The sequence below is a fragment of the Dyadobacter bucti genome, assembly GCF_005869225.1.
GTDB lineage: Bacteria > Bacteroidota > Bacteroidia > Cytophagales > Spirosomataceae > Dyadobacter > Dyadobacter bucti.
Genome location: NZ_SWFP01000001.1, coordinates 191507 through 205130 on the forward strand (window position 1 = coordinate 191507; position 13624 = coordinate 205130).

Sequence of the window (13624 nt, forward strand, 5' to 3'; positions counted from 1 at the left end):
GGCATAATATTTATACTTTACATGACAGAACCAATATTTTAAATGTCATGAAGCAGTCACAAAAATCGGGGAATTTGCAACAACATCAAGTTTCCAAATCACGTACTGAAAACAAGGACAACCTGGATAGCAGGCACAAAGAGGAAGAGATGGTGAAGGGAAACCACATCACTAATAATCAGAAAGAGCATCGCAGTTCGGGAAAACAACAGCAAGAACAATAGTTAAAGCTGCTTAAAATATTGTTTTCTAAATTAGAAGGAGCCCTGCACGAAATTCGATTTCGGTTGCTAGGCTCCTTTTTTTGTGCCTGAAAAGTATCTCCGGTTAGGCCTAGTTTTAGTTAGGTTTAGTTTTCAACCGCCTGACTAAGACTAGGCTTAACTGATGTTAACAAACGCCTAACTAACTTCAATCGCGCCAAATTATAAATACATGGTAGTCAATTATCAGGAAAACGGGTGGCAAATCATTTCTCAGAGGGCGCACGGACTGCTGGCCGGGCAAATTTGCTTTCATTGGAAAAAAGACCTCTGCCCTGACCGCTGGGTAGAAACAATTATCGCGACGACAGAGCATGACGACGCTTTCAACGAATTTTATAACGACGACATACTACTCAATGAAAACGGTGGGCCTTTGAACTTCAAAATGCGCAGGTTCGAGAAGGATAAATGTGAGGAACTGATGCAGCTGGCATTATCCAAGAGCCGGTACATTGCCCTTCTGACATCCCGCCATATACAGTTTTTGTACAAAGCAACGAATGATAAAAAGGCTTTACTGTTTTGTAAAGAATTAGAAAAAGCAGATAAGAAATGGCTGAAAGAAGCCGGTATATCTGCAGAAGAAATCTCAAAAGCATACAGCATCCTGCAATGGTGCGATGCTTTTTCGCTGCTGATCTGCCAACAGCTGATACAACCTGAAAACCGCAAAATTGAAATCAGCAGCGGCAATGGTGACCAGCATTACCAGTTGCACAGTGCGGACAACAAAAAACTGATCGTCGAACCCTGGCCTTTTGAAAATGATCATTTCGAAATCAGGTATGAATCGAAGCTCGTGCCGCAGTTAAAATTTAAGGACGTACGGGAATTTCGGAATAAATTAAAAGAGGCCCCGGTTACCCAGCATACCTATATGGTAGCAAAACAGGAAAATGCTGAAAGTTGAAATCCGGGAATTCAATTTTTCATGCCGGGTCTTCGTTCAGTAGCTGACGGCACCACAAGCCGTTTTCCTCCCGAAAAGCAACCAGCCGTATGAGAATATTCATTTTGTGCATTTTGATATTCCTTTCCACAACTTCCTGCGAGTGGCTGGGCAATACCCCGGGTTTCGGCGACGATTTTATTACATACACGATCCGGTCAGGAGAACATGAAGTCAGTAACAACGTCAGCTCACTTTTCACGTCCAGTTCCATGCGTTTTCAGGTCCTGTTTGACAGCAGCTGTGTATACAAAACGAAAATTCCTGAAAATCAAAATGATATCAATAAACTGATGGGCTTTTCAGACTGCAGTTCGCAGCATCAACAAAACAGCGCACGTTTCGGATGGAACTGGCGGGAAGGTGCCCTTCGTATGTATGCCTACGTTTATGTGAATGGACAGCGCCAGGAACGGGAGCTGGGCACCGCGGAGATCAATGAAATTACAAGCTGCAAGATCGAGCTTCGCGAAAACTCCTATATCTTCACTCACCGGGGCGTCGAAACTGCTATGCCGAGACACTGCTCAGGCGGCGTGGGCGTCGCATATAAACTGCTCCCCTATTTTGGCGGAGATGAAACCGCTCCCCAGGAAATCAAAATCAAGATCAGGAACCTGTGAGCGATCCTGACTAGCGGGTTACACACCCCTGGGAAGATTTTCCCCAACCGGGCAATTCGCACTGCAAGATTTGAATTGTATGGGATAAACACTGCTGTACGACCAAAATATTTTTGACAGAAAACACGAGGCCGGGTACGACAAGTGGAACAGATTTGGTAAAATTGCCACGACGTACGCTACGACCTTAACCCGGATGCATTGTTATGCTGAACTAATGAAAAAAGTCACAACCGAAACGTTTATTGCTGAACGCCAGAAACCGCGCCAGGCTGCCATTAACATTTTAATCCCAGTTCAAGATGACTGATCAAAAGCATTTTAGCAAAGCGTTATTAGCAGAAATTTTATCATTTCTCGATGAAGTGAGTGAGATGAACGAAGACACCGAATATGATTCTTCCAAGGAACACCTGGTGAACGCAATCATTGATTTTGTAAAAACAAAGGAAAAGACTTCCATTGCGGAAGATTTCGAGACGCCGTTTATACACCCTATGATCACAATCCAGAAATGGGTGGAAGAATTGAAACTTCTGGTCGGACAATCTATCCAGGAACTGCCATCTTGAAAAATTAGGCTATTCCGCGATCTGAACTATTTTTGGTACAATTCTTTTAAACAGAACTGGGTTTACACACACTCACCTATGCACTATGTGCACACTTACTCTGTGAATCGCTTGTTTTCGCACAGACCCACATCAACGAATCTGTAAAATGGATGGATGACGGTAATTGAAAAACTGTTGTCGACCAGCTCAGTAATCCGAAAACAGCTATGATAATTTTGTACGATTTACTATGATTCTGATTGTCGACGACAGACCGGAAAATATCCTCCCGTTAAAAAAAATCCTGGAACTACATAACTTCAAAACGGACAGCGCGGAATCTGGTGAGGAGGCTTTGAAGAAAATCCTGAACAACAGTTATTCTGTCATCATCCTGGATGTACAGATGCCCGGCATGGATGGATTTGAGGTGGCCGAGGCTATTGCCGGCTTCAGCAAGGCCAAAGACACCCCCATTATTTTTCTCTCTGCGGTAAACAAAGAAAAGAAATTTATTACAAAAGGTTATTCTTCCGGTGGTATAGATTACCTGACCAAGCCGGTAGATACTGATATTTTGTTGCTCAAGGTCAAGACATTCTGCAAGCTTTTTGAACAGCAACAAGAGCTGAAAGCGATTCAGAACTCCCTCCAGACTGAAATTGAAATCAGAAAACAGGCGCAGGAAGAGCTCGCCGTGCGCATGCAGGAGTTGCATTTTATACTCGAATCCCTGCCGCAGATCGCGTTTACAATATCCGTAAACTCCCGTATCGAATACGTAAACGAGCACTGGTTCCAATATTCGCACGACGCGACGGCATTTCCCGAGACACATCCCGATGACAATGTTTGCGAAAGGTGGGAGAAACATTTCGAAGAAGGCGTGGAATTTTCCAGCGATGTGCGGCTGAAACAACTCGAAACACAAGAATACCGGTATTTTTTATTAAAGATCATTCCTGTACTTCAAAATGGGATCATCATCAGGTGGGTCGGAACTTTCACAGATATCCATCAGCAGAAAATAGCCAACGAACTGCTGGAACATAAGGTTGAGCTTCGCACAAGAGAGCTTCTTGATAAAAATTCCGAACTTGAAACGACCAACCACGAGTTGCAGCAATTCGCCTGGGTAGTGTCCCATGACCTGAAAGAACCTCTGCGTAAGATCCAGACGTTCAACAACCTGGTGATGGACAAATACCTGAACGAAAACCCGGAGGCCGCTTCTTACCTCAACAGGTCCATCAACTCTTCGGCTCGCATGTCACGGTTGATCAGTGACCTGCTCGACTATTCCCGGCTTTCGGTGAAGGCCTATTTCCAGCCAACTGACCTGCGGGCGCTTGTAGAAGAGCTACTTCAGGACTTCGATGAAGTGATCGTGGACAAACAGGCCAAGATCACAATGGACGCATTGCCGGTAATCGATACCATTCCCAGCCAGATCAGGCAGGTATTCCAGAACCTGATCAGCAATGCGCTGAAGTTCTCCAAGCCGGACGTGCCGCCCGTTATAAAGATCTCTGCCGAAATGATAAAAACGAGGGAAGCTGACGCCCCGGCGGATCCCGACGGCCAGTTTTGCCGGATCATCATTCAAGACAATGGTATCGGTTTCGATGAGAAATTCCTCGACCGGATCTTTGTTATTTTTCAGAGGCTCAATAACCTCAATAGCTATGAAGGCACGGGTATCGGCCTGGCGATAGCAAAAAAGATCATGGATAAACACAATGGGTTGATTTCAGCCCAGAGTATTGAAAATAAAGGGGCCAAATTCCTGCTCATTTTACCCGTGAATCAGGAAGGCGCGCTCACCCAAAAACGTATAGAAAATTAGAATACTTTACCTCCAATGAAAAAAACTTCAGATTCTATTATCCAGCAACTTCAGATTGTATTCTCTTTTTCAATATTACTTCTGATTTTCAGCTTACTGGCTTCGTATTACAGTACCCAAAAGCTTATCAACAATTCCGAACTGGTTAACCATACCAACGAGGTCCTCATTGAGGCGGAAAGCATTATCTCTTATGTAAAGGATGCCGAAACCGGTCAGCGTGGATATTTGCTCACCGCCGATGCCAACTTTCTGGAACCATATACCGGGGCCTATGAAAAAATTACCAACAGCCATGGCAACCTTGTAGAACTGACCGCCGATAATCCTGCTCAGCAAAGGAACCTTCGGGAAGCCAAAGCATTGTATGAAGCAAAGTTTGGCCAGATGCAGCGCATCATCGATATGACAAAGAAAAATCCCGTAATAGCCGTGAACTCCGAGGAACGCCTCGCCGAGATGCTCAAGGGAAAAAAGATCATGGATGATCTTCGGCTGATCATGAACAGGATCAAGGACGAGGAGAAAAATATGCTGGCCAGCCGTCTGGAGCAGCAGTTGTTGTATATCAAATACACACCGGTTCTGCTGGTTATCGCTGCTTTGATTTCCATTTTCATCACCATTTTTGCTTACATGCGTATCCGGAATGATATGGGCAAACGGATAGCCCAGCAGAGATTAGAGGTTGAAAAATATGAAGAAACCGAAAAACGGATCAATCATATCGAGCAGGTTACCCGGCAGGTTTCTTCGGGAGACTATTCGGCTAGAAGTGAGGACGAAAATGAAGATGAGCTGGGCCGCATTTCTTTTGCCCTCAATGCCATGACCGGGTCACTGCAGCAAACCTTCAATGATCTTCACACCAAAAACTGGCTGCAGACCGGCACAGTGCTGCTGAGCGACGCGATCAGGGGTGAAAGAGTGCTCAGTCAGCTGGCTTCCAACATCATCAGCGCTATTACGAGCTATGTAAAAGCTCCGGTGGGTACTTTTTATATTATTGACAAAGACTGGAATTTCAAGCTCACGGCCTCGTTCGCCGCCAGAAATGCACCGGCTTATATCACTGCAGGCGAAGGACTGGCAGGAGAAGTTATCAAAAATAACAAGACACTGATCGTTCAGAATGTGCCCGAAAATTACATCGCGATCGGCTCCTCCCTGGGACAGACCAAGCCGACTACATTGGTTATTCTTCCGCTGACCTACGCTTACGAATGCATAGGGGTCATCGAGCTGGGTTTCCTGAAACATCCCGACCCTGTTGAATTACAATACTTGCAGGATAATCTTGAGATCATATCGACAGGTGTGAATTCTGCCCTCGACTATCTGAAGCTACAGAATTTCCTCGAAGAAACGCAAGCACAGTCCGAAGAGCTGCAAACCCAGCATAATGAGCTGGAAAACCTAAATTCAGAGCTGGAAGCACAGTCTCAAAAATTGCAGGCATCCGAAGAAGAGCTGCGCGTACAGCAGGAAGAACTGCAGCAAACTAACGAAGAGCTGGAGGAAAGGAGCAGCCTGCTCGAAGAGAAAAACATTGAGATAATCAAAAAAGCAGAAGAACTTGAACTAACCACCCGGTACAAATCAGAGTTCCTCGCCAATATGTCGCATGAACTCCGCACACCTCTGAACTCGATCCTGCTGCTAAGCCGGTTATTGTCGGAAAATGATGAGAAAAACCTCAGCAGCGAGCAAATCGAATATGCTACTGTAATACAGTCGTCAGGCAACGGTTTGCTGGGCCTGATCGACGAAATCCTTGATTTATCGAAGATCGAGGCTGGTAAGATGGAACTGGAATATGTACAGGTGTCCATCAAAGAAATCGGTGAAGACCTTAAGGCATTGTTTACGCCGGTTGCCCGCGACAAAGGCCTGGAGTTCACCGTTCTGACGGAAAATTCGGTGCCCGCAATCATTGAAACGGATAAAATGAGGCTGGAACAGATCCTTAAAAACCTGATTTCCAACGCACTGAAATTTACTTCAATCGGATCCGTCAAGCTTAATATCAAGCTGCATTCGGGCCATGAAAACACCCTCTGCTTTTCGGTAAGGGACACAGGTATCGGCGTAGCCCCTGAAAAGCAGCAGCACATATTTGAGGCATTTCAGCAGGCCGACGGCTCTACCAAGCGAAAATACGGCGGGACCGGACTCGGGTTGTCGATCAGCCGAGAACTGGCAAAACTCCTGGGCGGGGAAATATCACTCACAAGTGTCGTCAATGAAGGGAGCGAGTTTACGCTGTTCATACCTATTTCCCCTTCGCCCGGCGGCGAGGAGCAGGGGCCACGTAATTTTTTCGTGAGCCAGCTTGAGGAGCAGCCTGCGGCCAAGCTGCCCGAAGCCGATCCGCGTTTTATCAGCACGATCATTCCTGAAAGCGTTGCCGACGACAGAGGTGATATCAGAGAAGATGACAGGGTCATTCTGGTCATTGAAGACGATACGCTTTTTGCCAAGTCACTTCTGGATTTTACAAGAAAACAGGGTTACAAAGGTGTGGTTGCCGTGCGTGGGGACGAAGGCCTGAAACTGGCGGCGACTTTTAAGCCGATGGGTATTTTACTGGATATCCAGCTTCCTGTACTCAGCGGCTGGGAAGTGATGGACCGTTTGAAACAAAACAATGAGACCCGGCACATTCCTGTGCACATCATGTCATCGCACAGGATGAAGAATGAAAGCCTCCTGAAAGGTGCGGTGGATTTTATTGACAAACCCGTTGCCCTCGAGAAGATGCAGGAGATTTTTGAAAAAATAGAATATGTGATCAGCCGGAAAACCAAGAAAGTACTGATCCTGGAAGACAATTCCATGCACGCGAAAGCGCTTGCCTATTACCTGGGCACCTACAATATCAATTCCGAGCTGAAAAGCGATATTAACACGGGAATTGAAGCTTTAAAAAATAACGAAGTGGACTGCGTGATCCTGGATATGGGCATACCCGATAAAAAGGCATACGAAACGCTGGAGGAAGCAAAAAAGAATCCTGGTTTTGAAAATATCCCGATCATTATTTTTACAGGGAAAAGCCTTTCTATGTCAGAGGAGCTGCGGATCAAGCAGTATGCGGACTCTATCATTGTAAAAACGGCGCATTCTTACCAGAGAATGCTGGACGAAGTTTCTCTGTTCCTGCATGTGGTGGAAGAAAATAAAAAAACGCCCGGCAAATCCGCCGACAGCAAAAAGCTCGGTGGCCTGGGAGAAATCCTGAACGGCAAAACCGTCCTGATCGCAGACGATGACGTCAGGAACATTTTTTCCCTGACAAAGTCGCTGGAAAACTATAAAATGAATGTGATTACCGCTCTTGACGGTAAAGAAGCTTTGCAGAAATTACAGGAAAGTCCGGACGTGGACGTGGTGCTGCTGGATATGATGATGCCCAGAATGGACGGTTATGAAACAGCCAGGAGAATCCGCGATAATTACCAGTGGAAAAACCTGCCAGTGATAGCGGTCACCGCCAAAGCCATGACCGGCGACCGGGAAAAGTGCATCAATGCCGGAGCATCTGACTATATTACCAAGCCGGTGGATATTGATCAGCTGATGTCACTGCTGAGAGTATGGCTTTATGAGAAATACTAGACATGAACTTACATCACAATAACAGCCGGAAGGATGCCCTAAATGGACAAGAAACAGGTACTGATCATTGACGACGATGCCCGAAATATTTTTGCACTGAAAGCCACTTTAAGAGCAAAATCTTTTGACTGCATATCATGCTCCGGTGCACTGGAGGCATTGGAATTACTTAAAACAGAAGAAAAAGTAGATGCCATCCTGATCGACATGATGATGCCGGAAATGGATGGCTATGAGGCAATTCCACTGATAAAAGGACTGGAAAACAGAAAAGACACGCCAGTATATGCCGTGACCGCGCAGGCGATGGTCGGGGATAAGGAAAAGTGCCTCGCAGCGGGCGCCGACGATTATATCTCCAAACCCATTGATGTAGAGAAGCTATTGAATCTGCTCAAGGATATTTAACAGATCGAAATGTGGAGGATGAAGATATAGATTTGTTGCTGACTGACTTATTCGATCTTTACGGATATGACTTCACGAATTATTCCCGGGCGTCACTTAAAAGACGTATTGTGAGGCTGTGTTCAATTGACAAATTTCCCAGTTTTGCGGAGCTGCGTTATAAAGTCAGAACAGACGAAGCGTACCTGAAAAGGTTTGTTGAGGAAATTACGGTGAACGTGACGGAGATGTTCCGCGACCCTTCATTTTATAAGTCACTGAGAGAGGATATCCTGCCGGTACTGGGTACCAAACCATTTATCCGTGTCTGGCATGCGGGATGTTCCACCGGTGAAGAGGTTTATTCGCTGGCCATTCTGCTGAAAGAAGCCAATCTTCTGCGCAAGTCGCTGCTCTATGCAACCGACCTGAATCCCACAGTGCTTGAAAAAGTACGCAAAGGTATTTTTCCGCTGAACCAGATGAAACAATATTCTGAAAGCTACATTGCTTCCGGAGGCGTAAATGATTTTTCTACTTACTACACAGCCAATTACGGACAGGCGAAATTTGACCAGTCACTGGCTGAAAAGATCATTATCTCAACACACAACCTTGTATCCGACGGTTCCTTTAATGAGTTTGATCTTATTCTCTGCCGAAACGTACTGATCTATTTCGACAAAGACCTGCAAGACAGGGTTTTGAAATTGTTTGACGCAAGCCTTGGCTCTCTGGGGTATCTGGCACTGGGCACGAAGGAGACGCTCAAATTTTCGGTGGTACAACACAACTTCAAACAGTTGAATCGTGAGAAAATATGGAAGAAGATAGTTTAAACCGGCCTTGCGGCGCTCTCGTGATCGGGGGCTCTGCGGGCAGTTTACAGGTATTGTTCCAGCTGTTGCCTATCCTCAAACCGGCACTGACCTTCCCGGTGATCCTGGTATTGCATCGCCGTAATTCGGCAGATTCCACCCTATCCGAAGTGCTTTCCAGCAAAAACCAGAACCCTGTCAAAGAAGTAGAGGACAAAGACCCGGTCCTTCCCGGTAATGTATATCTTGCCCCGGCAGACTATCATTTGCTGGTCGAAAGAGACTTTACTTTTTCGCTGGATTATTCTGAAAAGGTCAATTTCAGCCGCCCCAGTATCGACGTTACTTTCGAATCCGTTGCGGAAGTATACGGCCGGCTTGCCGTAGCCCTGCTCCTTTCCGGGGCTAATGAAGATGGCACAAAAGGTTTCTTATCCGTTAAATCATCCGGAGGACGAACGATCGTCCAGGATCCGGAAACAGCGCAAATGCCATTTATGCCACACCATGCGATCACGCATTCCTCCGTGGACTATATCCTGAACATCACGCAAATGGCAGATTTGATCAATCGCCTGTGATCATTTAACTTCGCCGCAGGTTCATCATAAAACTTACAATCGTTGATTTTTACCATAAAAGGTGGTATTTGTATTTCATTTACATGGTATTTTGAAGGAAATTTGATACAAATTAAAATGTGCAGGTTTTTAACGCTGCATGTTACAACCTCTAAGCAACTTCCGTCATGGCAAAACCAGGTAAACTGTATAGCGTTTTATTCAATAAATGCCCCAGGTGCGGTGTAGGTGATTTTTTTATTACCAAAAGCGCATATAATCTGAGAAACTTCGATAAAATGAACAAACAATGCCCGCATTGTGGCGAACGGCTTGTGCCTGAGCCGGGATTTTATCAGGGTGCATTGTATATGAGCTACGCTTTTTATGTAGCTTTCATGGTGATCTATTTTCTGATATTTGTCAATTTTTTTGAACAATATCTCGATTATTTCCTGATCAGCATCATTCCAGTCCTGATCATTCTGACACCCTATTTTTACAGATTGGCGCGGCGGTCCTGGCTGGCGCTCTTTATCACACCGGCCGAAGAACCTCAGCCATAATTTGCAACGGATCCGTTACACCGTGCCGCCGGGCTCATTTGCAGACTTGGCTCTGAATGCTTCCGGCGTCATGCCTACCTCCTTCTTGAAGAACTTCGTAAAGTAGGAATTGTCGTTAAAATTGAGCGTATAGGCTATTTCCGACACGCTGAGCGAAAGATTGACCAGCAGCCTTTTTGCCTCCAGCACAATCCTGTTCCTGATCAGTTCGCCCGCCTGCTTTCCCAGATGCTCCTTACTGAGCGCATTGAGGTGATTGGGCGTCACATGCAGGAGTTCTGCATACTCCCCCGGTAGCTTAAGGTCGACAAAATTCTTCTCGATCAGCTTCTGAAAATTCCTGATCACCGCATTGTTGTGATGAAAATGCTGGTGTTTTCTGTCCAATGAATCACTTTGCTCGATCGTAAGAAAAAGCCGCAGCAGTAACACCCTGATCATATCTTCCCGAAACTGCCCTGCATTTGCATTTACCACCAGAAGCTCCTCAAATTGGCTGACTATCAACCCTCTTATGCTTTCGGAAAGTCCTATAACGCTGTTAACCGTGACACCATTGAAGAAAGAAAAAGTCTCGAGATAATCAGGTTTGAGCAGGAAGGATTGAAAAAATGAACCTGAAAAATTGACGACATAACCTTCTACCTTACCTTCAAAATTCCACGAATGTACCTGCCCTGGCGCCATAAAATACATCTGATATGGATTGACAGGAAAATGGTTGAAATCAATGGTGTGACTGCCGCCTCCTTCCGTAAACAGCACTGCATGGTAAAAGCTATGCCTGTGCGGAAAAAACAGGTTTTGATGCTCGGTCAGGTAGTCTGAAAAACGGCTGATCATAAGCTCTTCTTCCTTATGGTCGGAAAGTGATCCGATATCTAGCCGGGGAAAAGTATGTTGCATACTGTGTGTTAAAGCTGCTTTTGTTTTCGCAATTTAACATTAATCCCGGTTGCACATCCGCGGGCATGCCAATCCTGTTGCCCACATATATTATATTGTGAAAAATTTGAACACTTCTGCAAACAAGGCTTAGGATGAAAAAAGCGCTATCCTTACTACTGATATTGATCTCTGCGGCGGCTTACGCCCAGCTGCCCGTACCTGATGATTTCCTGAGCAAGGATTTTCACAAAGGCCGGCGGGAAGCTTTGAGACAGCTGCTCCCGGCCAATTCGGTAATGGCCGTCTTCGCCAGTCCGCCGAGGAATTTTGCCAATGATGTGGACTATAAGTACCACGCGAATCCAGATCTGTATTATTTCAGCGGCTACACCGAACCCAATGCTGTCCTTCTGATTTTTAAAGAAGCCCAAAAAGATGGTGACGGTCAGTCCTACTCGGAGCTGTTTTTTGTTCAGAAAAAAGATGCTGCCAGGGAGCAATGGACGGGGAAAAGGCTCGGCGTTGAAGGTGTGAAACAACAATTGGGGTTTTCACATGTTTATAATTCCGCCGAATTCCGGGACTTTCCCCTCGACCTCACCAAATTCAGCAGCATCATCTTTGAGTTCCCCCAGGATATCGCCGACAAACTGGGACAATCGGACGATACTTATGATCTGACCCAGAGCTTCCGAAAAAAATCAGGAATGCCTGATGATTTTGACGTAGCTGTCGTTGCCAATCTTGCCTCTCTGACCCGCTCCCCTGAAATTGCCAGCGATGACGTGTCCCGTCCGGGTCTTATCAAATATTACCAAAGCCTTGCGGCCGGCAACGAGCGTTACAAAGCAAACGCTTTCGTAAAGCGGCTTATCAATGTCAAGGACTCGCTCGAAATGTCGGCGTTTTTGAATGATATCAAAACGCTGAAATGGAACTCCGCCCTTTACACGCTGTATACCAATCAGCTCAGGCAGATCAAGACCAGCGAGGAGCTGGTACTGATGCGCAAGGCAATCGACATTTCTGCCCTGGCCCACAATGAAGCCATGAAAGCAGTGAAACCCGGCATGTCCGAGCTGGAGTTACAGGGTGTCCAGGAATTTATACATAAAAAACTGGGAGCCGAATATGTGGGCTACCCTTCTATCGTAGGTGCGGGGAACAATGGCTGTGTATTGCACTACATTGAAAACAATGTTACCCAGGTAGGAAATAAAATGGTACTAATGGACGTCGGCGCGGAGTACCACGGATATACGGCCGATGTTACCCGCACCTTCCCGGCCAACGGTAAATTCACGTCAGAGCAAAAACAAATCTATGACATTGTATATCAGGCCCAGGAAGCCGTTTTCAAGATTTGTAAAGAAGGGACCACTTTTCGGCAAATCGAAAAAACAGCCCGGGATGTTGTCACGGACGGTTTGGTAAAACTGGGGATATTAAAAGATGCCACGGCCAACCGGCTCTATTATCCGCACGGCTGCTCGCATTTCCTGGGTCTGGACGTTCATGACAAAGGGATTTACGACAGTCTGTTCGAGAACATGATCATAACGGTCGAGCCGGGCGTGTATATCCCGGAAGGCAGCGACTGTGACAAAAAATGGTGGGGAATGGCAGTCCGGATTGAAGACGACGTGCTGATCGGAAAGCAAAAGGGGGAAATCCTATCGATTAAAGCTCCGAGAAAATCCGGAGATGTGGAGAAAATGGCGTCCCAGAAAAGTTTTGTAGATGATATCAAGCTTGAAAAGATCAAATAGGGATGCTGTCCCTTTGCTGATTTCATCATGGTCATTATTGTAACTGATCATGAATTTTAATTTAATGTGCTCGCAGACATCATCTTATCAATTTAATGGAAAGCCGCAGAGCTTTAAAATTGTGCCTGATCGCCGTCGAAAAAAAATCTGAAAATCTGAAAAACCTGCTGACATAGGGCTGTCATCAGGGGGTGTTTCCTTTGTAATGTAATCAAAACGGAACATTTTAAAAATCAGAAAACATGGAAACTAACAGCACAGCAACCCCTGAAACCGCAGCAATTTCATTTGTCCTTTCCCCGGAAGCATTACTGAATCACTGGCAGGGTCACCGTCGTCTCACAAGAAGGGTGATCGAAGCTTTTCCTGAGGAACAGTTTTACAATTTTTCCATCGGCGGCATGCGCACGTTCGCCGGCCTTACCATGGAGATGATCGGACTGGCTGCACCGGGAGTAAATGGTATTGCCACAGGCAACTGGACTTTTGACGAACCCAAGCTTGATTATTCTACCGAAGCACCTGCCACCAGGAAAGAAGTCCTGGAACTTTGGGACCTGACAACAGACATCATCAACAATTTATGGGCGCAAATACCAGAGGGACGCTTTCAGGAAAACGACGTGGCCTATGGTATGTATGAAGGCACCATATATGATCTTACATTGTACCTCATCGACAACGAAATCCATCACCGCGGGCAGGGATATGTTTACCTGCGCGCGCTTGGAATCGAACCGCCTGCATTCTGGGATAGAAACTAATTCCAGGTAAAAACAA

General features: G+C 45.9%; 13 protein-coding genes. 12 read left to right on the forward strand and 1 reads right to left on the reverse strand.

Annotated features, from left to right (window positions below; translation table 11 throughout):
- Positions 1-47 precede the first annotated feature (47 nt).
- The 10 genes from FBF61_RS34415 to FBF61_RS00800 all read left to right on the forward strand — a co-directional run bounded on the left by FBF61_RS34415 (position 48) and on the right by FBF61_RS00800 (position 10187).
- The gene (locus FBF61_RS34415) at positions 48-224 is read left to right on the forward strand and encodes a hypothetical protein (RefSeq protein ID WP_166444391.1); all 177 of its coding nucleotides are present in this window, start codon (positions 48-50) and stop codon (positions 222-224) included.
- A gap of 211 nt (positions 225-435) precedes the next feature.
- On the forward strand, positions 436-1176 hold the full coding sequence (locus FBF61_RS00760) for a DUF3891 family protein (RefSeq protein WP_138475220.1): 741 nt from the start codon (positions 436-438) through the stop codon (positions 1174-1176).
- Positions 1177-1265: 89 nt separating this feature from the next.
- Positions 1266-1838 (forward strand): hypothetical protein, encoded by a 573-nt coding sequence (locus FBF61_RS00765; protein WP_138475222.1) that lies wholly within the window; start codon positions 1266-1268, stop codon positions 1836-1838.
- A 302-nt stretch (positions 1839-2140) separates the two neighbouring features.
- Positions 2141-2410, forward strand: coding sequence for a hypothetical protein (locus FBF61_RS00770; RefSeq protein ID WP_138475224.1), 270 nt, complete (start codon positions 2141-2143; stop codon positions 2408-2410).
- Between the two features lie 232 nt (positions 2411-2642).
- The gene (locus FBF61_RS00775; RefSeq protein ID WP_138475226.1) at positions 2643-4238 is read left to right on the forward strand and encodes a hybrid sensor histidine kinase/response regulator; all 1596 of its coding nucleotides are present in this window, start codon (positions 2643-2645) and stop codon (positions 4236-4238) included.
- Positions 4239-4253: 15 nt separating this feature from the next.
- The gene (locus FBF61_RS00780) at positions 4254-7856 is read left to right on the forward strand and encodes a response regulator (protein ID WP_138475229.1); all 3603 of its coding nucleotides are present in this window, start codon (positions 4254-4256) and stop codon (positions 7854-7856) included.
- A 42-nt stretch (positions 7857-7898) separates the two neighbouring features.
- Positions 7899-8264, forward strand: a complete 366-nt coding sequence (locus tag FBF61_RS00785; protein WP_138475231.1) for a response regulator — start codon at positions 7899-7901, stop codon at positions 8262-8264.
- Between the two features lie 11 nt (positions 8265-8275).
- Positions 8276-9082, forward strand: coding sequence for a CheR family methyltransferase (locus FBF61_RS00790; RefSeq protein ID WP_138475233.1), 807 nt, complete (start codon positions 8276-8278; stop codon positions 9080-9082).
- Complete coding sequence (locus tag FBF61_RS00795) at positions 9064-9642, forward strand: chemotaxis protein CheB (protein WP_138475235.1); 579 nt, start codon at positions 9064-9066, stop codon at positions 9640-9642. The genes FBF61_RS00790 and FBF61_RS00795 overlap by 19 nt, the downstream gene beginning before the upstream one ends.
- 167 nt (positions 9643-9809) lie before the next feature.
- Entirely contained in the window at positions 9810-10187 is a 378-nt protein-coding gene (locus tag FBF61_RS00800; RefSeq protein ID WP_138475237.1) for a DUF983 domain-containing protein, read from the forward strand.
- A 15-nt stretch (positions 10188-10202) separates the two neighbouring features.
- Here FBF61_RS00800 and FBF61_RS00805 read toward each other — a convergent pair whose 3' ends face one another.
- Positions 10203-11093 (reverse strand): helix-turn-helix domain-containing protein, encoded by an 891-nt coding sequence (locus FBF61_RS00805; RefSeq protein WP_138475239.1) that lies wholly within the window; start codon positions 11091-11093, stop codon positions 10203-10205.
- Positions 11094-11227: 134 nt separating this feature from the next.
- Here FBF61_RS00805 and FBF61_RS00810 point away from each other — a divergent pair, with 134 nt between their 5' ends.
- The gene (locus FBF61_RS00810; RefSeq protein WP_138475241.1) at positions 11228-12844 is read left to right on the forward strand and encodes an aminopeptidase P family protein; all 1617 of its coding nucleotides are present in this window, start codon (positions 11228-11230) and stop codon (positions 12842-12844) included.
- 242 nt (positions 12845-13086) lie between these two features.
- Entirely contained in the window at positions 13087-13608 is a 522-nt protein-coding gene (locus tag FBF61_RS00815) for a DinB family protein (protein WP_138475243.1), read from the forward strand.
- Positions 13609-13624 lie beyond the last annotated feature (16 nt).